At 36.2% G+C, this 20418-nt stretch carries 25 protein-coding genes and 1 pseudogene; 21 read left to right on the top strand and 5 right to left on the bottom strand.

The window, feature by feature from the left end; translation table 11 throughout:
- Positions 1–672, bottom strand: a 672-nt coding sequence (locus K5S59_RS19920) for a tyrosine-type recombinase/integrase (RefSeq protein ID WP_063225508.1), incomplete at its 3' end; no start/stop codon positions are given.
- A gap of 484 nt (positions 673–1156) precedes the next feature.
- On the opposite strand from K5S59_RS19920, the gene K5S59_RS19925 reads away from it, so the two are divergent.
- The 8 genes from K5S59_RS19925 to clpP all read left to right on the top strand — a co-directional run bounded on the left by K5S59_RS19925 (position 1157) and on the right by clpP (position 5742).
- Positions 1157–1363 carry a DUF1657 domain-containing protein gene (locus K5S59_RS19925; protein ID WP_000216164.1) on the top strand — a complete coding sequence of 69 codons (207 nt, stop codon included), beginning with the start codon at positions 1157–1159 and terminating at the stop codon, positions 1361–1363.
- A gap of 93 nt (positions 1364–1456) precedes the next feature.
- A complete protein-coding gene (locus K5S59_RS19930; protein WP_001170598.1) occupies positions 1457–1942 on the top strand; it encodes a YhcN/YlaJ family sporulation lipoprotein in 486 nt (161 codons plus the stop codon).
- A 29-nt stretch (positions 1943–1971) separates the two neighbouring features.
- Entirely contained in the window at positions 1972–2448 is a 477-nt protein-coding gene (gene spoVAC, locus K5S59_RS19935) for a stage V sporulation protein AC (RefSeq protein WP_000095403.1), read from the top strand.
- On the top strand, positions 2449–3465 hold the full coding sequence (gene spoVAD, locus K5S59_RS19940) for a stage V sporulation protein AD (protein ID WP_000938965.1): 1017 nt from the start codon (positions 2449–2451) through the stop codon (positions 3463–3465). It abuts the gene before it with no gap.
- Positions 3462–3812 carry a stage V sporulation protein AE gene (gene spoVAE, locus K5S59_RS19945; RefSeq protein ID WP_000575917.1) on the top strand — a complete coding sequence of 117 codons (351 nt, stop codon included), beginning with the start codon at positions 3462–3464 and terminating at the stop codon, positions 3810–3812. Before spoVAD ends, spoVAE begins: the two co-directional genes overlap by 4 nt.
- A gap of 9 nt (positions 3813–3821) precedes the next feature.
- Positions 3822–4028, top strand: coding sequence for a DUF1657 domain-containing protein (locus K5S59_RS19950; RefSeq protein ID WP_000215901.1), 207 nt, complete (start codon positions 3822–3824; stop codon positions 4026–4028).
- A gap of 20 nt (positions 4029–4048) precedes the next feature.
- Entirely contained in the window at positions 4049–4918 is an 870-nt protein-coding gene (locus K5S59_RS19955) for a DUF421 domain-containing protein (RefSeq protein WP_220784083.1), read from the top strand.
- Between the two features lie 242 nt (positions 4919–5160).
- Positions 5161–5742, top strand: a complete 582-nt coding sequence (gene clpP / locus K5S59_RS19960) for an ATP-dependent Clp endopeptidase proteolytic subunit ClpP (protein WP_001049162.1) — start codon at positions 5161–5163, stop codon at positions 5740–5742.
- Positions 5743–5764: 22 nt separating this feature from the next.
- Here clpP and K5S59_RS19965 read toward each other — a convergent pair whose 3' ends face one another.
- The gene (locus tag K5S59_RS19965; RefSeq protein ID WP_000576160.1) at positions 5765–6316 is read right to left on the bottom strand and encodes a recombinase family protein; all 552 of its coding nucleotides are present in this window, start codon (positions 6314–6316) and stop codon (positions 5765–5767) included.
- A 296-nt stretch (positions 6317–6612) separates the two neighbouring features.
- Here K5S59_RS19965 and K5S59_RS19970 point away from each other — a divergent pair, with 296 nt between their 5' ends.
- From K5S59_RS19970 to K5S59_RS20010, 9 genes and pseudogenes are all read left to right on the top strand, one after another.
- Positions 6613–6816 (top strand): hypothetical protein, encoded by a 204-nt coding sequence (locus K5S59_RS19970; protein WP_061786336.1) that lies wholly within the window; start codon positions 6613–6615, stop codon positions 6814–6816.
- Between the two features lie 138 nt (positions 6817–6954).
- On the top strand, positions 6955–7185 hold the full coding sequence (locus tag K5S59_RS19975; RefSeq protein ID WP_061786335.1) for a hypothetical protein: 231 nt from the start codon (positions 6955–6957) through the stop codon (positions 7183–7185).
- Positions 7186–7442: 257 nt separating this feature from the next.
- The gene (cypC, locus tag K5S59_RS19980) at positions 7443–8702 is read left to right on the top strand and encodes a CYP152 family fatty-acid peroxygenase CypC (protein WP_090727351.1); all 1260 of its coding nucleotides are present in this window, start codon (positions 7443–7445) and stop codon (positions 8700–8702) included.
- 380 nt (positions 8703–9082) lie between these two features.
- A complete protein-coding gene (locus K5S59_RS19985; protein WP_090727353.1) occupies positions 9083–9448 on the top strand; it encodes an ArsR/SmtB family transcription factor in 366 nt (121 codons plus the stop codon).
- The gene (locus K5S59_RS19990; RefSeq protein ID WP_090727354.1) at positions 9441–11606 is read left to right on the top strand and encodes a heavy metal translocating P-type ATPase; all 2166 of its coding nucleotides are present in this window, start codon (positions 9441–9443) and stop codon (positions 11604–11606) included. The genes K5S59_RS19985 and K5S59_RS19990 overlap by 8 nt, the downstream gene beginning before the upstream one ends.
- 200 nt (positions 11607–11806) lie before the next feature.
- Complete coding sequence (gene lpdA, locus K5S59_RS19995) at positions 11807–13225, top strand: dihydrolipoyl dehydrogenase (protein ID WP_090727356.1); 1419 nt, start codon at positions 11807–11809, stop codon at positions 13223–13225.
- Positions 13226–13310: 85 nt separating this feature from the next.
- Positions 13311–14060 carry a ZIP family metal transporter gene (locus K5S59_RS20000; protein ID WP_090727357.1) on the top strand — a complete coding sequence of 250 codons (750 nt, stop codon included), beginning with the start codon at positions 13311–13313 and terminating at the stop codon, positions 14058–14060.
- A gap of 102 nt (positions 14061–14162) precedes the next feature.
- Positions 14163–14246, top strand: a pseudogene (locus K5S59_RS20005) (YnfA family protein); the annotation flags it as partial.
- Positions 14247–14263: 17 nt separating this feature from the next.
- Entirely contained in the window at positions 14264–14725 is a 462-nt protein-coding gene (locus K5S59_RS20010) for a putative iron-sulfur cluster-binding metallochaperone (RefSeq protein ID WP_090727359.1), read from the top strand.
- Positions 14726–15001: 276 nt separating this feature from the next.
- On the opposite strand, the gene K5S59_RS20015 is transcribed toward K5S59_RS20010, so the two are convergent.
- Positions 15002–15295 carry a hypothetical protein gene (locus tag K5S59_RS20015; protein WP_243356598.1) on the bottom strand — a complete coding sequence of 98 codons (294 nt, stop codon included), beginning with the start codon at positions 15293–15295 and terminating at the stop codon, positions 15002–15004.
- 58 nt (positions 15296–15353) lie between these two features.
- Positions 15354–15734, bottom strand: a complete 381-nt coding sequence (lspA, locus tag K5S59_RS20020) for a signal peptidase II (protein ID WP_256209929.1) — start codon at positions 15732–15734, stop codon at positions 15354–15356.
- Between the two features lie 306 nt (positions 15735–16040).
- Between lspA and K5S59_RS20025 the strand changes: the two genes are divergently transcribed.
- Together K5S59_RS20025 and K5S59_RS20035 are read left to right on the top strand one after the other, a co-directional pair.
- The gene (locus tag K5S59_RS20025) at positions 16041–16385 is read left to right on the top strand and encodes an ArsR/SmtB family transcription factor (RefSeq protein WP_041846673.1); all 345 of its coding nucleotides are present in this window, start codon (positions 16041–16043) and stop codon (positions 16383–16385) included.
- Between the two features lie 277 nt (positions 16386–16662).
- Complete coding sequence (locus K5S59_RS20035; RefSeq protein WP_041846675.1) at positions 16663–17985, top strand: ISL3 family transposase; 1323 nt, start codon at positions 16663–16665, stop codon at positions 17983–17985.
- Between the two features lie 193 nt (positions 17986–18178).
- Here K5S59_RS20035 and K5S59_RS20040 read toward each other — a convergent pair whose 3' ends face one another.
- Entirely contained in the window at positions 18179–18853 is a 675-nt protein-coding gene (locus tag K5S59_RS20040; RefSeq protein WP_090728181.1) for a CadD family cadmium resistance transporter, read from the bottom strand.
- 272 nt (positions 18854–19125) lie between these two features.
- Here K5S59_RS20040 and resA point away from each other — a divergent pair, with 272 nt between their 5' ends.
- Together resA and K5S59_RS20050 are read left to right on the top strand one after the other, a co-directional pair.
- Complete coding sequence (gene resA, locus K5S59_RS20045) at positions 19126–19653, top strand: thiol-disulfide oxidoreductase ResA (RefSeq protein ID WP_090728185.1); 528 nt, start codon at positions 19126–19128, stop codon at positions 19651–19653.
- 28 nt (positions 19654–19681) lie between these two features.
- Entirely contained in the window at positions 19682–20389 is a 708-nt protein-coding gene (locus K5S59_RS20050) for a cytochrome c biogenesis CcdA family protein (protein WP_090728187.1), read from the top strand.
- The last annotated feature ends 29 nt before the right edge of the window (positions 20390–20418 follow it).

The following is a 20418-nucleotide window of genomic DNA, read 5'->3' on the forward strand; positions in this document are numbered from 1 at the left end:
AAGTTGATGGGCATGTGGTAGGACCCCTATAAGCATTCGTAGCTCTTCCGCTACCTTCTTCGTCATAGGTACAGCTCTAGTTTTACGGTTCTTATTCTTAGCGCCTGCTAACATAATCGTAAGGTTATCAAAATCTATATCGTTAGCCTCTAGCTGATTTACTTCGTTTACACGCAACCCGCAGTGCAACATAAGCAGCATGGCGCAGTAATCTCTATAGCCTGCATAGGTCGTCTTATCTACCACACGAAAAATGCGCTTTATCTGATTATGATTTAGCGTAAAAATCGGCGCTTCATCGGTACGTAACTTTACAAAGTCTACAGCGGGATTGCTTTTAATGTAGCCCTGCTCATTCAATCGCTTAAAGACCGACTTCAACGCCGATATGCGAATATTTACAGTGGCAGGTGCTAATTCTCGATTAAGCAGCTTATTAATATACATTTGTACATGTGCCGCCGTAATGATCTCGACTTTCTCAATGTTCAATTCTCGCATGAAATAACGAAAGAGCTTGCTGTAATCATCTATAGTACGCTTTCTAAATCCCTCTGCCCGAAATGCCTGCGCAGCAATCGCTATCGCCGCTTCTGTGTCTAGTGCTTCCGCAGTACCAATAAAATCAACTACTTCTCTTCGTCTTTTTACTACTCGTATACTTTTAGACATAATAAAAAAAGAGCCCCCTATCTGAAACGAATTTCAGACGGAAGCTCTCCGCATATGTACTATCATTATCTTCATTTGGTTACACGTAGCACCTTTTTACTATGCGACAATAATTCGCTAATGCCTACGTAGGACGTTTGCGGTTTGTTCCCGCTCAAGTTAAGCGTTAAAAACTCCGACAAACAGCTTTATACCGCACCCTAAAGCACATTTGGTTTCCTTTGTCATATATAAGACGTGGTACCGGAAACCACCGCTCTATCCGACTGAGCTATGGGCGCATGATAATAGAAAACACTTCATTTTCTTCTCATAATAATAGCAATAAAATCCATCTAAATCAATAAAAATATCCCCGTAATCCTTTATGACGCTTAGTTATGAGTATATTAACAAAGCACCCCCCTAAATTTTCCAATCATAAATTCACCCCAACTCACAAATTATAATCTTTGAATTAATATTCCAAAGGGGGCTTCATTCAATGACTGTAATTACGAAATTAAAACAAACTGTTTCTGGATTAAAAAGTGCACAAGCTAGCTTAGAGGGATTCGCTCTTGATACGGATAACCAACAAGCTAAGCAACTTTTCCAAACAGCTGCACAGCAAACACAAACGATTATCGATTCTTTAAACCCACGCGTTGAAGAAGTCAAACAAGAAGAACCACAATACTCACAGCAATAACGAATCAGTCTTGCTGTGAAATAGAAAAAGGATGATATGCAGTCATCCTTTTTCTATCACATTACATATTGCAATAGAAATGGAATGATAAATATGCAAAAACTCGGACTCATAACCGTATTATTTGCCCTTCTATTTAGCTCTTTTACCGGATGTGATAATAGTCCTTTAGATAAAAAAGTGAAAGAAGAAGCAAAACGAACGGAGAAAGAGAAAGGTCCAAAGTTAACAAAAACGAGTATGGAATCCTTTAATCAATCTATATCACAAGGAGCCAAGAAAAGAGCTCTCACTATGGATGAAATTATAAAAAGTACAGCAGTAAATTCAAATTTAGATCTCTACATAGCAGTTACACCTGAGCATCACGAAAGATTTGGATTAAAACCTCTCCGTAAGAAGCTCCAAAAGCAGCTAAGTGATGAGCACCCCACTTTCGATGTTCGTGTAAGTACAGATAAAAAAATCTTTATGTTACTTGAAAAGCTTGAAAGAAAAATTAAGGAAAAGAAAGTATCTAAAGATGAAATTAATAAACAATTAAAATTCATTGGTAAAAAAATGGAGTCTAACACTTAACGCTTTTTAAAAGAAAAGGAAGGTTTGCAATGTCTAGTAAAGATAAAAACTTAACCCCTGTGCAACAGGAATATAAAAAATTCGAGCAAGAACGCGAACCGAAGCGTCCTGTCTTAAAAAACTGTATAAAAGCCTTTTTCGTTGGTGGTTTCATTTGCCTAATTGGGCAACTCATTTCTACTTTTTATATTACGTATTTCGATTTCACTGAACGCTCAGCAGGGAATCCAACAGTCGCAACTCTTATTTTCATCTCCATGTTATTAACTGGATTTGGTATATACGATCGGTTTGGTCAATTTGCCGGAGCAGGCACAGCTGTACCTGTCACTGGATTTGGTAACTCCGTTATTGCCGCATGTATCGAACACCGCACAGAAGGTTTTGTACTCGGCGTTGGTGGTAACATGTTTAAATTAGCTGGTTCTGTTATTTTATTTGGTGTATTTTCCGCTTTCGTCATCGCACTTATTAAAACGATTCTCGTTCAATGGGGAGGGCTATAAATGTTACAAGGACACCGAACGTGGGTATTTGAAAACAAACCAGTTATTATTTCGACGGGAGTCGTTGGCGGGCCGTTTGAAGCTAAAGGCAAAATTCCAGAAGACTTCGATACCCTCCATGAAGATTTATGGCTCGGACAAGATTCCTATGAAAAAGCACATAAAATTTTGTTCGAAGAAGCTTGTAGCCGCGCTACTGAAAAGGCAAAACTTCGTAAAGACGATATTCAATTTGTACTCGCAGGCGATTTAATTAATCAAATTACCCCTACAAGCTTTGCTTGCCGTACACTGGGCACTCCTTATCTCGGACTATTCGGCGCTTGTTCTACTTCTATGGAAGGTTTAGCACTTGGAGCAAGTATCGTAAATGCAAAAGGCGCAAAATATTTATTAACTGGTGCATCCAGTCATAATACAGCTGTAGAAAAACAGTTCCGCTATCCTACCGAATATGGTGGGCAAAAACCACCTACCGCGCAGTGGACAGTAACCGGAGCAGGAGCTGCTATTTTAAGCGATACTGGACACGGTCCTAGGGTAACATCTGCCACAATCGGACGAGTGGTTGATATGGGATTAACAGATCCATTTAATATGGGAGGTGCAATGGCTCCAGCTGCCGTTGATACAATTGAAGCCCATTTACGCGAACGACAAATTGATGCCTCTTACTACGATTTAATCGTAACGGGTGACCTCGGACATGTAGGACGCGAAATTGCTTATGACTTATTACATAAACACGGAACGAAAGTAACGAGCGAACAGTTTCAAGATTGCGGGCTGCTCATTTATAGAGAAGGGCAACCTGTCATCGCTGGCGCTAGTGGACCAGGGTGTTCCGCAACGGTCGTATACGGTCACTTATTAAACCGAATGAAAAGAGGAGAGTTTAATAAAATACTTGTCGTTGCGACAGGCGCTTTACTATCTCCACTTACATTCCAACAAGAAGAAACGATTCCGTGTATCGCTCATGCCGTTTCGATTGAATTTGGAGGTGCAACGCAATGATTTTTTTCTGGGCTTTCGTCATTGGCGGACTTATATGTGTAATCGGCCAACTTATGTTTGATGTTGGAAAGCTAACACCAGCTCATACAATGGCAACACTCGTTGTTGCTGGAGCTATATTAGATGGATTCAATTTGTATGAACCATTAATTGATTTCGCTGGAGCTGGGGCAACTGTACCTATTACAAGCTTTGGTAATGCCCTCGTTCACGGTGCAATGGAAGAAGCTGCAAAACATGGCATCGTTGGCATTATTACCGGCATGTTTAAAGTAACAAGCGCCGGTGTATCCGCAGCTATTATTTTCGGCTTCATCGGAGCATTGCTATTCAAACCGAAAGGATAAGGTGTTCGTATGACAGTTATCGCTAGCGTCAAAACCTGCCTTGCTAGTGTAAGGGGCGCTCAAGCAAGTTTGAGCTCCCTTTCACTACATTCACAGGACGCAGAATCAAAACGTGTATTTCATGAATGTATGTTAGAAATGGAGAGCATCATCGCTGATTTACAAAATAGAGTTTCAGTATTAGAACGTGAAGAACCTCAATATAAAGGGTTTTAAGTAGACTGGAGGAAATGACTATGTCTCACCTGCCGGAATGGACACTTGTCATTCTTCGCTCTGTATTCATATTAATTATTTTATTCGCTATTACGAAATGGTTAGGGAAAAGACAAATCTCTCAGCTCTCCTTTATTGAATACATAGCCGGAATGACAATCGGTGGCATCGCTGCCCAAGTATCTACAGGGCTCGATTCAAAATTTTTTCACGGCGTCTTTGCGATACTCATTTTCGCTGTGGTACCTTTTTTAACAGGAATCCTTTCTTTAAAGAACAAAACAGCTCGGGACTTCTTTCAAAGGAAATCTACCGTATTAATAAAAGATGGAAAGATACTCGAAGACAACTTAAAGAAAGAAAAATATACAAGTGACGAATTACTGGAACTTCTTCGTGGAAAAGATGCCTTCAGCGTAGCTGATGTTGAATTTGCTGTACTAGAACCGAGCGGAGAATTAAATGTATTATTAAAGAAAGATCGCCAACCACTCACAGCAAAAGACATCGGTTTAAAAGTAGCAAACGAAAAAGAACCACAAACTGTTATTATGGATGGCAATGTACTAGATGAACCTCTTTCAGCAAGCGGACATAACCGAGCTTGGTTACATTCTGAGCTCGAAAAACTCGGTGTTGTCATTGAAAACGTCTTTCTCGGTCAAGTGGATTCATATGGACAACTTACTATCGACATTTATAATGACAAACTACAAATGCCTTCTCCTCAAAACAAACCTTTATTATTGGCATCTTTAAAAAAATGTCATGCTGATCTTGAACTATTTTCTTTAGAAACAAAGTCGAAATCAGCAAGCGAAATGTATAGTAAAAACGCGAAACAAATCGAAAAGATTTTAAATAAAGTGACCTATCTTTTAAAAGAATAGATATCGAAAGAACGCTTCAGTAAAAAAGGCGTTCTTTTCTTTTTTTCTACAGTTTTTATAACGTTTAAATTTATGTAATTCGGTTATGATGTTGAAGATACATAAGCAGGGAATTTCAAAAACATAGCGAATATTTCATGGTACAACTACATATTTTTTTGATTTAAAGTGGTTTCGTTTGACCTTTATTGACCATAATTGTATTATAAGACTAAGAAAGCTTTTGAAGGAGGAAATAACAGATGAATTTAATTCCTACAGTAATTGAACAAACAAATCGTGGAGAACGCGCTTACGATATTTACTCTCGACTATTAAAAGACCGCATCATTATGCTTGGTAGCGCAATTGATGACAACGTAGCTAACTCAATCGTTTCCCAGCTTTTATTCTTGGAATCTCAAGATCCAGAAAAAGATATTCACATCTACATCAACAGCCCTGGTGGTTCTATCACAGCAGGTATGGCAATTTACGATACAATGCAGTTTATTAAACCGCAAGTATCAACAATCTGTATCGGTATGGCTGCATCTATGGGTGCATTCTTACTTGCAGCAGGTGAAAAAGGAAAACGTTATGCACTTCCAAACAGTGAAGTAATGATTCACCAACCACTTGGCGGGGCACAAGGTCAAGCGACTGAAATCGAAATCGCTGCTAAACGTATCCTATTCTTACGTGAAAAACTAAACCAAATTCTTGCTGACCGCACTGGTCAACCACTTGAAGTACTACAACGCGACACAGACCGCGACAACTTCATGACAGCAGAAAAAGCTTTAGAATACGGTTTAATCGATAAGATCTTTACAAATCGTTAATAACTAAATTACTGAGGCAACCCTATAGCGCCTTGTCTAAATACCTATACAGCGTGGTCTTACTGATACCAGTCGCCACTGTAATTTGCTTAATTGTATAGTCTTTACTCTTATACATCTTAACAGCCATTTCCACTTTATCTTCTTTCTTAGTAGGTCTCCCACCTTTCTTTCCTCTTGATCTTGCTGCTTGAAGACCAGACTTTGTTCGTTCACTAATAATATCTCTTTCTAGTTCAGCGATGCTTGCCATTGTACGAAAGAAAAACTTTCCCATTGCGGTTGAAGTGTCAATACTGTCAGTAATTGATACAAAATGTACACCCATATCGTTAAATAATTCGCTCAGTTCTATCAAATGTTTTGTGGAACGTGAAATACGGTCAAGTTTATATACAACAATTTTATCGCCACTTCGTAAAATTTTTAAAAGGTCTTCTAATTGAGGCCTATCTCTTCGTGTGCCAGTTAATTTTTCTTTATAAATCTTCTCAACCCCGAATTGTGTTAATGCATCAACTTGCATATCTAGGTTTTGTTCCTCCGTACTCACTCGCGCGTAACCAAAAATCATAATTAATCACCTACTAAAAACTATTTATATGAATATATTAGCACCAAAAACGGTGTTTGTTATTAAAAATGTTACTTTGATTTTGGGAATGAGTTTTGGTACCAAAGATCAGGGTAAATAGAGTGTGTTTTGCTCCAATAAGGACCAGCCCCATAAATGTCCGTTTTAGGGAAAATCTTATTTATTGAATTTTATACTAATGTGGAAATGTGATAAATGGTTGAGCTACCCCCTTATATAAGGGGAACGCCTAAGTTTAATATTACATAAATATATATACTATGTGTGGTTATTTTATGGAGGTGAGTGTATGCACCAATGCCGTTGTTGTCACGGTGCAGGCTGTTGTCGTTATTGTGGTGGTGCTGGTATGTGCTGTTGTTGTAGTGGGCGTGGATGTCACCACTGTCAGGGAAGTGGATGTTGCCCTTGTTGTCACGGTGGAAAAAGATGTGGTTGTTGTGGTGGATCGGGTGTTCAACCAATGTAAAGCTTACTAATCCTATTCAGACGGGAGCTTTTTATCCTAAGCTCTCGTTTCTTATGTTTGTAGTGTTAGAAATCTAGTGAGTGTTAATTAGCGGTATAGTATAATACCATTGGACACATCAATCATTTTTACATAAGGGGGAAAAGGGATGAGAAAAGTAATATTTTCTTTAGCATTTTTAGTAGTGATGGCATTTAGTGGTTCTGTTTATGCAGCACAATCGGAAGAGATGGATTGTTGTCAATCAAAAAAAGAATGTATGGAAATGTGTGAGGAAATGAACTGTCAAATGGATTGTTGCGAAATGGCGAAAAATGGAAAAATGAAAATAAAAGATTGTAAGAAAATGATGAAAAAGTCAAATATGGATTGCTGTTAAGTTAGTATAAAGGATCTTCCAATAGAAACCACCTATTGATTTTACTACATTTTAAACATGGTACACTCAGAATGAACACAAAAAATAAAAAAAACCTAATTTGGATTAGGGTCTTAGGCTGTCGACAAAGTCGGCAGCCATTTTCTTTATCTTGATAATGTTCATTATATAGTATGTTGATCCAAGTTTTTTTCAAGAGTAATTAGGGAAAAGTTACAAAGAATAAAATTATCACTAATAAAATGGAGATGAATGATATGTCAGATACAAATCAAATGCCTCGTGAAGAAGGAATAGATCATAGCTTGACCCTTATGAGAGAAGGATATATGTACATTTTAAACAGACGTAAAAGTTTTAATTCTAATATTTTCGAGACCCGATTGCTTGGAAAGAAAGCAATCTGCATGGTAGGAAAGGAAGCTGCGGAAGTTTTTTATGACACGGAGAAATTTAAAAGGAAAGATGCAGCACCGAACCGGGCGGTTCAAACATTGTTCGGGAAGAATGGTGTGCAGGCATTGGATGGACAAGATCACAAACATCGGAAAGAAATGTTTATGTCCATCATGTCTCCTAAAGGACTTCAAAACTTAATAAACATTACAAAAATACAGTGGAAGAAAGCACTAGATAAATGGGAACAGATGGATGAAGTTATTCTTTATGAAGAAGTAAAAGAAGTCCTATGCAGAACAGCCTGCCAGTGGGCAGGTGTCCCGTTGGAAGAAGACGATGTTAAGGAAATGACAAAAGACTTGGCGGCGATGTTCGAGTCTCCGGCTGAAGTTGGTCCAAACCATTGGCTAGGGAGAAATGCACGGAATAAAGTAGAAAATTGGATTGGTGAGTTGGTTGATAAGGTGCGTAATGGGGAAATTAATCCTCCAGAAGATACTGCTTTACATAGATTTGCCTGGCATCGCGATTTAAAAGGGAATCTTCTGGATACCGAGACTGCTGCTGTGGAAGTGATCAATATCTTGAGACCTATTGTGGCGATCGCTATATTCATCAATTTCACTGCGCTGGCATTGTATCATTATCCGAAAGAAAGGGAGAAACTTGAATCCCGTGATGAAAAATATGCTCAGATGTTTGTACAGGAAGTTCGCCGTTTTTATCCGTTTTTTCCGTTTGTCGTAGCATTGGTAAAAAAAGATTTCACCTGGAACGGCTATAAATTTGAAGAAGGCACATTAACTTTACTGGATCTTTATGGCACAAATCATGACCCTGAAATTTGGGAAAATCCAGATTTGTTCAGTCCTGATCGGTTTGATAAATGGGAAGGAAGCCCATTTGGCTTCATTCCGCAGGGTGGTGGTGATTACTTTATGGGTCATCGCTGTGCTGGAGAGTGGATCACCGTTGAAGTCATGAAAGTAAGTCTTGATTATCTAGCCAACCAAATGGAATATGAAGTTCCTAACCAGGATTTAAGTTACAGCATGGTGAGCATACCAAGTATTCCACATAGTAAAGTAGTGATAAAGAATGTTAAACGAAAGGTATAATCACACTAAATTATGGATATTCATTAGAAAGATAAATAAAAAAGTGACTCCATAATTATCGGAAAACCGTTTTATAGGTAGACCCCCTAATGTTTATTGAGAATTTAAAAAACAAAGCCTGATTTTTCTAACACGGGAGAAATCGGGCCTTTTATGGTGAAAAAAACTCTATGTTTAAATCTGTGTTTACCTGACGTACTCATTCTAGGTGTTCTACATAAATGGAAATTAAATTTAGTTATATATTAGAATTATTTATTACAAACTAAAAAATATAAAAAATATTTTTTGATTTATATTCAAACATATATTTGACTATTTGTTTTTGTTTGCATATAATAATAATCAAACAAACATTTGATTGATGTGGGGTGGAAAACTTGCAAAATGATGCATGTGAAGTTACGTGTATAGATGACGAAAAAGTCATAAGAGTTAAAAATGAACTAATCCAACAAAATCCTTTGGAAGTAGCCAAAATTTTTAAAGCATTATCAGACGATACTAGGATTAAAATTGCATATAGTCTCTCTTTAGAAGATGAATTGTGTGTATGTGATGTAGCAAATATTGTTGGTGCTACAACTGCCACTACATCTCATCATTTGAGGTTACTTAAAAATCTTGGATTAGCTAATTATCGAAAAGAAGGAAAGTTAGTCTACTATTCATTAGATGATGAGCATGTAAAGCAACTAATACAAGTTGCATTTGCACATCATAAGGAGGTTGTAAAAATTGTCTGAAGCAAAAGCATTAGAGGCTGAAAAAAATGTTTACCGCGTTCAGGGGTTTACATGCGCAAATTGTGCAGGAAAATTCGAGAATAATGTAAAACAGCTTCCTGGAGTAGAGGATGCAAAAGTAAATTTTGGTGCATCTAAAATTGCTGTTTACGGTAATGCAACAATTGAAGAACTAGAAAAAGCCGGTGCATTCGAGAATCTTAAAGTGACTCCTGAAAAATCTGCTCGCCAAGTTTCACAAGAGGTAAAAGAAGATACGAAAGAAGAAAAAGTTCCATTTTATAAAAAGTATAGTACATTACTTTATTCAACTTCGTTCCTTGCTTTCGGTTATCTCTCCTACTTTGTAAATGGAGAAGAAAATCTTCTTACAACCCTATTATTTTTAGCATCAATGTTGGTAGGTGGATTGTCGCTTTTTAAAGTAGGTTTGCAAAACTTATTACGCTTTGAATTTGACATGAAAACCCTTATGACAGTAGCTGTTATAGGTGGAGCCATTATTGGTGAATGGGGAGAAGTTGCCATTGTTGTTATTCTCTTTGCGATTAGTGAAGCACTTGAGCGATTCTCTATGGACAGAGCAAGACAATCGATTCGTTCATTAATGGATATCGCTCCTAAAGAGGCACTCGTTAGACGTAATGGACAAGAAATAATGATTCATGTCGATGATATTGCTGTTGGGGATATTATGATTGTAAAACCAGGTCAAAAGATTGCGATGGATGGTGTAGTCGTAAGTGGCTACTCTGCAGTCAACCAAGCAGCTATTACCGGTGAATCAGTCCCTGTTGAGAAAACAGTTGATGATGAAGTATTTGCAGGTACATTAAATGAAGAAGGATTACTTGAAGTAAAAATAACGAAACTTGTAGAAGATACAACGATTTCTAAAATTATTCATCTTGTAGAGGAAGCACAAGGAGAACGGGCTCCTTCGCAAGCATTTGTCGATAAATTTGCAAAATATTACACACCGATCATTATGATCATTGCAGCATTAGTTGCTATCGTCCCTCCTTTATTCTTTGATGGTAGTTGGGAAACATGGGTTTATCAAGGATTAGCTGTTCTTGTTGTTGGTTGTCCTTGTGCGTTGGTCATATCGACTCCGATTTCTATCGTTTCAGCGATTGGGAATGCCGCAAAAAAAGGTGTCCTTGTAAAAGGCGGAGTGTATTTAGAAGAAATGGGTGCCTTAAAGGCTATTGCATTTGATAAAACAGGTACATTAACAAAAGGTGTCCCAGCTGTAACTGATTTTAATGTGTTGAACAAACAGATAAATGAAAAAGAATTACTATCCATCATTACTGCATTAGAGTATCGTTCTCAGCATCCACTTGCATCTGCGATTATGAAAAAAGCAGAAGAGGAGAACATTTCTTATTCTGACGTACAGGTAGAGGACTTCTCTTCTATTACAGGTAAGGGTATCAAAGGTATTGTAAACGGGACTACTTATTACATTGGAAGTCCGAAACTCTTTAAAGAATTAGCAATTTCTAATTTCGATAAAGACTTAGAACAAAATGTTACTACACTTCAAAATCAGGGTAAGACAGCCATGATTATTGGAACCGAAAAAGAAATACTTGCAGTTATTGCAGTTGCTGATGAAGTTCGTGAATCAAGTAAGGAAATTATTCAAAAGTTACATCAACTTGGAATCAAAAAAACAATTATGCTTACAGGTGATAACAAAGGTACTGCTAATGCTATCGGAGGGCAGGTTGGAGTATCTGATATTGAGGCAGAACTAATGCCACAGGACAAATTAGACTTTATTAAACAGTTGAGATCTGAGTATGGCAACGTAGCTATGGTAGGAGATGGTGTCAATGATGCACCTGCATTGGCGGCCTCAACAGTTGGAATTGCAATGGGTGGAGCTGGTACAGATACAGCCCTGGAAACGGCAGACGTCGCTCTAATGGGTGACGATCTAAGAAAACTTCCATTCACTGTAAAACTTAGCCGAAAAGCTCTGAATATAATTAAAGCTAACATTACTTTTGCAATTGCTATTAAACTGATTGCCTTATTATTGGTAATCCCAGGTTGGTTAACGCTCTGGATTGCAATCCTATCAGATATGGGGGCAACGCTTTTGGTAGCGCTAAATAGTTTAAGACTAATGAGAGTGAAAGAATAACGGGAAAATGGCTAAAAAGGGCTTTCCAGACAGATTGGAAAGCCCTTTTCCAAAAGATGAATTTCATTAATAGGCTACCTTCTATATTTCCAGCCTAATTAAAGATAGAAATATTGGGTATAAGTAAAACATCAATTATTGGTAATTTTTTTATTAAAATAATTATTTTCTTTTTTATAAGATTGAAGGAGGAAACTAAAATGACTGTTGAAGGAAAAAAGGATGTAGATTTGTTAGTTATAGGTGCAGGATCAGGAGGTTATGTAGCTGCTATACGTGCTGCTCAGTTAGGGAAAAAAGTGGTTTTGGTGGATAAGGCAGAATTAGGAGGGGTTTGCCTTAACCGTGGATGTATACCTTCAAAAGCTCTTATTAGTGCTTCTGAACGAGTGAAACACATAAAACATGCCAACTCAATGGGAATAAAGGTTTCTGGTGAAGTTGAAGTAGAGATGCCAGAAGTAGTGAAGTGGAAGGACGGTATTGTGAATAAACTAACGAATGGAGTTCAGACTTTACTGAAAGGCAATGGAGTAGAAGTCATTAGTGGGGAAGCTTATCTTACTGAACCCTATGTTGCCAAAATTAAAATTGGTAACGAAGAACAATTCTTTTCATACAAAGACTTAATTCTAGCGATAGGATCTTTACCTACGGAATTAAAAAGTATGCCCTTTGATAGAAAAAGAATCATCTCTTCAACTGAGGCATTGATGCTTCAAGAAGTGCCAAAACATTTAGTTGTAGTAGGTGGCGGTTATATCGGTTTGGAGTTGGGAACTGCTTATGCTAAATTCGGGTCTAAAGTAACGATTCTTGAGGGGTCAGATACAATTCTTCCAGGTACTGATTCTATGCTTACAAATGTAGTAAAACGTCATTTAAAGGAACTTGGAATTACAGTTATAACGAATGCTTTAGTCCAAGGCGGAGAAAATACAGGCGATGAAGTAAACGTTCAGTTTCAGGTTAATGGAAAGGAAGAGAGAATCCAAGGGGATTATTGCTTAGTTTCCATTGGAAGAAAACCGAATACAGGGAAAATTGGATTGGAAAATATCGGGGTTGAATTAGACCAACGAGGTTTTATTAAAATAAATGATAAGTGCCAAACAAATATTGAACATGTTTATGCCATCGGAGACTGTGCGGGCGGTTACCTCCTTGCTCATAAAGCTAGTTATGAAGGAAAGATAGCTGCAGAGGTAATAAGTGGGCAAAATAGCGTGATTGATTTTCAGGCAATGCCTTTTGTTATTTTCAGTGATCCGGAAGTAGCTTATACAGGTTTAACCGAGAAGGAAGCGAAGGAAAGGGGATATGAAACAGTTTCTAGTCGTTTTCCATTCCAAGCTAACGGCAGAGCTTTATCTGTTTCTGATGCCGATGGTTTTGTACAAGTTGTGGCGGATAAAAAATCTAATCGGGTGTTAGGTGTACAAATGGTAGGGCCAGAAGTATCATCTCTTATTGCTGAAGCAGTTTTTGCAATTGAGCTAGGGGCAACTGCAGAAGATCTTAGCCTTACAATTCATGCACACCCAACCTTACCTGAACCACTCATGGAAGCAGCTGAAGGCGTTATGGGACATGCTATTCATATGCTGAATAAAAAATAATTCGAACAGTTAGAGCATATTTAATTTAACTAGGCCTGCACAATCATACGTGCAGGTCGAATTATTTATTTTGGAGTGACGATTAATGGAAATCATTTTTTATGTAATAACGGCAGCTTTAGCTAATGTTTTGGGCGGTTTTGTTATTTTTCTTAAGAAAAATTGGTCCAGAAGAAGTTTATATGCTCTAATGGCTCTAAGTTCCGGATTACTTTTCTCAATTGCAATTATGGATCTAGTACCAGAAGCTTTAGAAATAATGGAATCAAGTTCAATTTATATAATTTTAGGTTTTGGCATTATATTTTTATTTCAACAGCTGGTAGCACCTCATTTTCATTTTGGAGAAGAAACACATCAATCTCAAACCCATACTACAATGTATGGTGCATTAATAGGCATGATAATACACACTTTTTTTGATGGGTTATCAATTGTAGCTAGTTTTGCAATAAACAGCGGATTAGGTTTTGTCGTATTAATCGCTGTCCTACTACATAAGATACCTGATGGTTTAACTATATCTTCCATTGTATTTGCAAGCTTGAAAAGCAAAAAGAAAGCTATAGGTGCAGCTGTTTTATTAGGTTTATCTACCATAGTGGGGGCTACAGCAGCTTTGTTTCTAACAGAACTCGTTTCTTTACAAAGTAGCATACTTGCCATTTCGCTTTCATTAACTGCAGGTATATTTTTATACATAGCTTTAACAGATTTATTACCTGTTGTAAATGTGACAGAGGATAGGCCTATTATTCTTTTCTTTTTCGGGGGGATCTTTTTAAATTTCGGGCTTCATTGGATGTTTGAGCAATTAGCTCCTCATATACACTAGAATGAAAAGACGTAAATATTGTTTAAGGATATAGGTGTGGCTTTGAAATAAAGTCTGATAATTTGTAAAAAAGCTTGATAATTTATAGATAAAGCTTGATAAAAAGCACCAGATATATATGACTGGGTAGGTGCAGGTATATGTTTAATTGGTGTCTCGGTAATGCTATTTGCACCTCGCCAATAAAAAGGGGAGCGTAAAATATGTCTGATTGTTGTTCTACAAAAGGGCAGGTTTCTGAAAGTAGTAGTAATGAGTTGTGTCCTTCTTGTAATGTAAAAGGGAAAAAAGTAAAAATAATTACGTTAAAATCAATGTTAAAACCAACAATTTTAGGTACATTGAAAGCAGGCTTAACTCATTATTTTTGTTCGTCAAAAGATTGTAATGTTGTTTATTATGATACAGATGAAAAAACGTATTTAAAGTCAGAAATTAAGGTTTCTGTTTATCAAAAAGATAATGCCACAGTTGTTCCTGTCTGCTATTGTTTTGGTTGGACAAAAGAAAAAATTAAACAATATGTTGAAAATGGAATTAATCCTAATCCAGTAGAACATATTCGTGAAAATATAAATGAAAACCGATGTGGTTGTGAAGTAAACAATCCTCAAGGTAGTTGCTGTTTGGGGAATGTAAAGATCTATATCAAAGAACTAACCTAAATAAAGATCCATCTTCAACGAAATGATCAAACTTTTTTATGGAAAATTGAACTAAGTATTGATATGAGAATCCATTTTGATCAATCTTTTTTCAAAATGGATTCTTTTTTTGTGCCGTAGAATATGGGTTTGTTGAACGTTTTTGATTAAACTTTTAAAGCTACAATAGGAAACTGTTTTGGTTTTGAGGAGAATCTATTTTTTATTTCTAAACAAAGAAAGAGCTTGGACATTTATTGTAGCCCATGCTCTTTCTTTTTTGTTGTTTATTTCCTATCAACAATCGTCATACATAGAATGGTTTTGGTTCTGGTGGTTATTCGTGGTACTATCATTTGAATTAGTCTGTTGTATATTTAAATTCTTTGATGTTGAGGTTTCATGCTGGATATTGTTTTGATGATTATCCATGAAAGAATTCATCATTTGAGAACAATAATCCATCATTTGTTGCCAATTTCCGTTCCCTTGACTAGGAGTGCTGTTTGAATGTGCAAGAGCAGCAGTGCCAATACCTAGAAATAAAGCAACAGCTACTATAGACGTAAGTAATTTTTTCAATACTTCCACCCTCCTTTGTCCCCATTATACCCATATATATAAAATACGAAAACAATGAAGATTCTTTTTAAGATTGATTACTTTCTAATTTTGACTCTTTATAAGTGCTAATAAGGAATAAAATAACTCCACTAACTAAAAATACATCCGCAGTATTAAAAATTGGATAATTGATAAATGTAACTTCGAACATATCTGTTACTTCACCAAAAATTAAACGGTCTAAAACGTTTCCCATTGCACCTCCTATAAATAAGCCAAAGGCTATACGCGTTAGCTTATCAGTTACTTTACGAGAATAAATAAGACCAACGACTATCACAATAATTGCAATGCTAATTAAGAATATTTTTTGTCCTGAAAAAATCCCCCAAGCAGCGCCTGTATTACGATGAGATGTCAATTGGAAAAAACCATTAATAACGGGAATGGATTGCCCATAGTCCATAAAATTTCGGGTCTTCGGAATATATAGTGGAATTACTATTTTAATAATTTAAAAACAGTTAGTGTTAAATCGGATTATTTAGTGGAATACTAAGGAAAATAATAGTTCCAATCAAACACAAACACAGGTGATTATAGGTTGAAAAAAATTTAAATAGTCAGTGCAAGGGAAATAAATTACTATATTGTAAAGGTGTCATAACGTACTGATAAAAAAGATGCTTATATTATGAATTTCACTGTATAAACGTCTTGACACAAAAACTATTACACTATATAATGTAATTGTGAAATGGAGGAGGAAATAATGGCTGAAAACTGGTGTACACCAAAACCAAAACTAACGGAACGCCCCTTGTTAGATACAGATAACGCTGAGGGTTTAAGTGAGACCTTTAAAATACTTTCTAATGGGACTCGACTCAGAATATTGCACACTTTAATTCGAACACCAAATTTATCTGTTAGTGAGGTAGCAGAACAGCTTGAAATGAAACCTCAAGCCATTTCCAACCAACTTCAACGATTGGTCGATAAAGGCATCGTTCGCAATAATCGTGAAGGCAATTTTATTCGGTACCGAATTGTTGATAATTGTGTCGTTAGTCTTTTAGACCAAGGTTGGTGTTTAACCGAGGATTTACCAAAATAATAAGGAGGAGTTTGGTATGGAAAAATGTGCGAGACCAAGCTGTAATTGTCTTCTTGGTGAAAACAAAGTAGAAGTAGAAGGAAAAGTTTATTGCAGTCAAGAATGTGTAGATAACTGTACTGATGAAGTCTGTGAGTGCAAAGATTGTAGCTGTGCTACTGCATAAATGAATAATGAAAAGGTTATCCCTGCATCAATGGGATAACCTTTTTTACGTAGGATATTCAATGAAAGATAATTAATATCGTAACACTACGAGTAGTAAAGGATGAACAGTATGTCAGACTTATTATTACTACCAGATCTTAAAACAACAGAACCACCACAAGAAAATGAAAGCGATATGATGTTTAAAGTGGAAGCAATCGAACCGCCTGAACGTTGTCCTGAATGTGGTTTTGATAAGTTGTATAGGCATGACTCACGAAAGCAACTAATTATGGACTTGCCCATTCGTTTGAAGCGAGTGGGCTTACAACTAAAGCGTAGACGTTATAAATGTCGTGAATGTGGTTCTACCTTTTGGGAACGTCTTATTTCTATTGACGAAAAACGTAGCATGACTAAAAGGTTGTTAAAGTCCATTGAAGAGCAGTCTATGTCCAAGACCTTTGTGGATGTCGCTGAAAGCGTCGGTGTAGACGAAAAGACCGTAAGAAACGTCTTTAAGGACTATGTAGCATTTAAAGAACAAGAATACCAATTTGAGACTCCTAAATGGCTTGGAATAGATGAAATACATATTATCCGTAAACCTCGTCTTGTATTGACTAATGTTGAACGTAAAACCATCTTTGATATTAAGCCTAATCGTAATAAGAATACTGTTATACAAAGGCTTTCAGAGATTGGTGATAGGCATTACATTGAATACGTCACAATGGATATGTGGAAGCCTTACAAAGATGCAGTAAATACTGTTTTGCCACACGCTAAAGTAGTTGTAGATAAGTTTCATGTAGTCCGAATGGCTAATCAAGCATTAGATAATGTTAGGAAGTCTCTCAGAGCCAATATGACAGCCAAAGAAAGGCGTACCCTTATGCGTGAAAGGTATATCCTTCTTAAACGAAAGCATGACTTGAATGAAAGAGACTCATTTCTTTTAGATACTTGGTTAAGTAATAGCTCTGACCTAAAAGAAGCCTATGAAATTAAAGAAGAGTTCTACATGATATGGGATACAGATGATTCTGACGAGGGGATGGATCGTTATAGATATTGGAGACAACGTTGTTTATCCAGTAACTCTAAAGACGCATATAAAGACCTTGTTAGAGCTGTAGACAACTGGCAGGATGAAATCTTCAACTACTTCGATAAAAGGCTCACTAACGCTTATACAGAGTCCATTAATAGTATTATTAGGCAAGTAGAACGAATGGGTAGAGGTTACTCCTTTGAAGCCTTACGAGCCAAAATACTTTTTAATGAAAAACTACATAAGAGACGTAAGCCACGTTTTAATTCGAGTGCGTTCAGCAAAGCTATATTATACGAAACTCTCAATTGGTATGAAGTGACAGACCACAACATAACAGACAACTATGGTGTTGATTTTTCCACACTAATTAAGAAATTGGAGAAGGGTGGAATATAAGCCCTTTTCCACCATAAAATCCGAATACCCAAAATTTCTAACTAAATATTTAAAAAGCTGATCAATACCTAATGTGAGTATAATGATCCAATACAAAGACGTCACCTCAGAATTTATTTTCTATAAAGATTTGTACTCAATACTTTAAAAGGAAAGAGGGTTTAACAATATTTTTGTAAATCATTACGGTTAATTAGGAATTTAAATTTACGAAGTGAGACCACAGGTTAGAAAATATATTATTTTCTTCCATGATATAAAGGCCTAATCCTATAAACACAATTGGAATAACCCATCGGCCGTATTTCTCAAGTGTTTCAGAAACATATCTGAATCTTGCTAGACGATATCCGATTAAACACCAGACCGCAACCATTATAAAGAAAGTAACAACTGTAATGACCAGTTGGTTGTTATTTAAAGTAGAAAAGAACGGAACATAAATTCCAATATTGTCTCCACCATTGGCAAATGTGATAAAGGCTACACTTAAATAGAACTTATTAAATTTATTTAAACTGGAAAGAACAGCACCTTCATCTTCATCTTCACCCTTTATAAACAGTTTAACTCCTAAATAGATCGGGATTAGTCCTAATAAACCTACCCACTGATCAGGAATGAGTGTCACTCCAAATGTAGCTAAAAGACTAATCAAAACTAAAAGTGCAAAACCAAGATATTGGCCAATGACTATATCTCTAGGGTAAATACGATTTCCCTTTGGCTGCATGTTAACCGTTCGGCCATTACTTGCTTTAGCTTGTGAACTTGCCTGAGAGAACAACAACATCAAGACAAAAATATCATCGATATTGGTTACTATAAAAGACCCTAAAGCAGAGAGAATTGTTAAAATTAAATTCATAAAAAAACTCCTTTTTAAAATACTCCCTAATCGGAATAAAAGATATTTAGTTATGTTAGTTTGTTACACCTTCTATTATTTCCCCTTCATGTAATGATTTAGAATTTCACTTTGCATGATCCTATAACTAATAAATAGTATTTTAGGTGAAAATATTGAAAGTTATTATTCAAATATTTGTTTGAATATATTGTGCTTTTAGATTAAAATTATTAACGTAAAATGTCAACATTTAAATGTTGGTTTGAATGAAAATAAAAAGGGAGAGTAAAATGAAAAACAAAAGAACCAGATCTATTGTACGTATTAGTCTTCTACTTCTTATGGCTTTAGCAGTAGCCTATACTCTATATCAAAACTTTTTTACTGAAAAAATACGGGTTCAAGCAGGGGATCAAGCACCTGATTTTGTTCTTGAAGATATGAACGGTAACAATGTTCAACTTTCTGATTTAAAAGGAAAAGGAGTTTTTCTTAACTTTTGGGGTACTTGGTGCAAGCCTTGTGAAAAGGAAATGCCTTATATGGAAAGACAGTATAGCCATTTTAAGAATCTTGGTGTAGAGATATTGGCGGTTAATATTGCAGAAAGTGATATTGCTATTGAATCGTTCGTAAATAGGCATGGGCTTACATTCCCTATACTTAAAGATAAAGATAGGGCTGTGACGGAGGCTTATGACATAACCCCGATTCCTACAACATTTTTGATTGATAAGAACGGAAAAGTATTAAAAGTGATTACAGGAAGTATGACCGAAAGGGATATAGCAAACTACATGGAACTCATTAAGCCATAGAATTAATAAACAGTTAGGTGGTATCTTTTTGGAACAACTAAGTTTACTTCTTGCATTTGGAGCAGGTCTTTTATCATTTATTTCGCCTTGTTCACTTCCTTTGTATCCAGCTTTTCTTTCATATATTACAGGAGTGTCTATAAATGACCTAAAGGAAGGAAAAGGTATTTTAAGAAGGAAAGCTTTTATACACACTATCTTGTTTTTGGTAGGATTTTCAATTATCTTTTTAGCTTTGGGACTTTCTACTTCTTTTATCGGTACATTTTTTATGGATTATCAAGATTTGCTAAGACAACTGGGAGCTATTGTGATGGTGTTTTTTGGTTTAGTTCTAACAGGGGTTCTTAAATTTGATTTCCTACTTTCTGATAAGAAAATTCATTTTCAAAAGAGACCTTCAGGTTATATAGGATCGATTTTGATTGGAATTGGTTTTGCTGCTGGATGGACTCCTTGTACAGGCCCAATCCTTGCAGGAGTCATTGCGTTAGGTGTATCAGACCCAGGAAAAGGATTACTTTACATGTTGTTCTATGTCTTAGGTTTTTCCATTCCATTTCTATTAATGTCTTTATTTATCGAAAAAATGACTTTCCTAAAGAAACACAGTGCAATCTTTATGTCTATAGGAGGCATTTTGATGATTGTAATGGGAGTATTATTGTACTTTAATATGATGACAAAAATTATTGCAGTATTAACAAGTTTGTTCGGTGGATTTACTGGATTTTAGGGGTTCAGAACATGCCCATCAACTTAAGA

Origin of the sequence: Bacillus sp. BML-BC051, assembly GCF_019656175.1 — a bacterium.
GTDB classification, from domain to species: Bacteria; Bacillota; Bacilli; order Bacillales; family Bacillaceae_G; genus Bacillus_A; species Bacillus_A mobilis.

Excerpts from the sequence above, each read along its gene's own strand:
- K5S59_RS19925 (WP_000216164.1), top strand. The coding sequence starts at position 1,157 with ATGACTGTAATTACGAAATTAAAACAAACTGTTTCTGGATTAAAAAGT.
- K5S59_RS19930 (WP_001170598.1), top strand. The coding sequence starts at position 1,457 with ATGCAAAAACTCGGACTCATAACCGTATTATTTGCCCTTCTATTTAGC.
- spoVAC (WP_000095403.1), top strand. The coding sequence starts at position 1,972 with ATGTCTAGTAAAGATAAAAACTTAACCCCTGTGCAACAGGAATATAAA.
- spoVAD (WP_000938965.1), top strand. The coding sequence starts at position 2,449 with ATGTTACAAGGACACCGAACGTGGGTATTTGAAAACAAACCAGTTATT.
- spoVAE (WP_000575917.1), top strand. The coding sequence starts at position 3,462 with ATGATTTTTTTCTGGGCTTTCGTCATTGGCGGACTTATATGTGTAATC.
- K5S59_RS19950 (WP_000215901.1), top strand. The coding sequence starts at position 3,822 with ATGACAGTTATCGCTAGCGTCAAAACCTGCCTTGCTAGTGTAAGGGGC.
- K5S59_RS19955 (WP_220784083.1), top strand. The coding sequence starts at position 4,049 with ATGTCTCACCTGCCGGAATGGACACTTGTCATTCTTCGCTCTGTATTC.
- clpP (WP_001049162.1), top strand. The coding sequence starts at position 5,161 with ATGAATTTAATTCCTACAGTAATTGAACAAACAAATCGTGGAGAACGC.
- K5S59_RS19965 (WP_000576160.1), bottom strand. The coding sequence starts at position 6,316 with ATGATTTTTGGTTACGCGCGAGTGAGTACGGAGGAACAAAACCTAGAT.
- K5S59_RS19970 (WP_061786336.1), top strand. The coding sequence starts at position 6,613 with ATGGAGGTGAGTGTATGCACCAATGCCGTTGTTGTCACGGTGCAGGCT.
- K5S59_RS19975 (WP_061786335.1), top strand. The coding sequence starts at position 6,955 with ATGAGAAAAGTAATATTTTCTTTAGCATTTTTAGTAGTGATGGCATTT.
- cypC (WP_090727351.1), top strand. The coding sequence starts at position 7,443 with ATGTCAGATACAAATCAAATGCCTCGTGAAGAAGGAATAGATCATAGC.
- lpdA (WP_090727356.1), top strand. The coding sequence starts at position 11,807 with ATGACTGTTGAAGGAAAAAAGGATGTAGATTTGTTAGTTATAGGTGCA.
- K5S59_RS20000 (WP_090727357.1), top strand. The coding sequence starts at position 13,311 with ATGGAAATCATTTTTTATGTAATAACGGCAGCTTTAGCTAATGTTTTG.
- K5S59_RS20010 (WP_090727359.1), top strand. The coding sequence starts at position 14,264 with ATGTCTGATTGTTGTTCTACAAAAGGGCAGGTTTCTGAAAGTAGTAGT.
- lspA (WP_256209929.1), bottom strand. The coding sequence starts at position 15,734 with ATGGACTATGGGCAATCCATTCCCGTTATTAATGGTTTTTTCCAATTG.
- K5S59_RS20025 (WP_041846673.1), top strand. The coding sequence starts at position 16,041 with ATGGCTGAAAACTGGTGTACACCAAAACCAAAACTAACGGAACGCCCC.
- K5S59_RS20035 (WP_041846675.1), top strand. The coding sequence starts at position 16,663 with ATGTCAGACTTATTATTACTACCAGATCTTAAAACAACAGAACCACCA.
- K5S59_RS20040 (WP_090728181.1), bottom strand. The coding sequence starts at position 18,853 with ATGAATTTAATTTTAACAATTCTCTCTGCTTTAGGGTCTTTTATAGTA.
- resA (WP_090728185.1), top strand. The coding sequence starts at position 19,126 with ATGAAAAACAAAAGAACCAGATCTATTGTACGTATTAGTCTTCTACTT.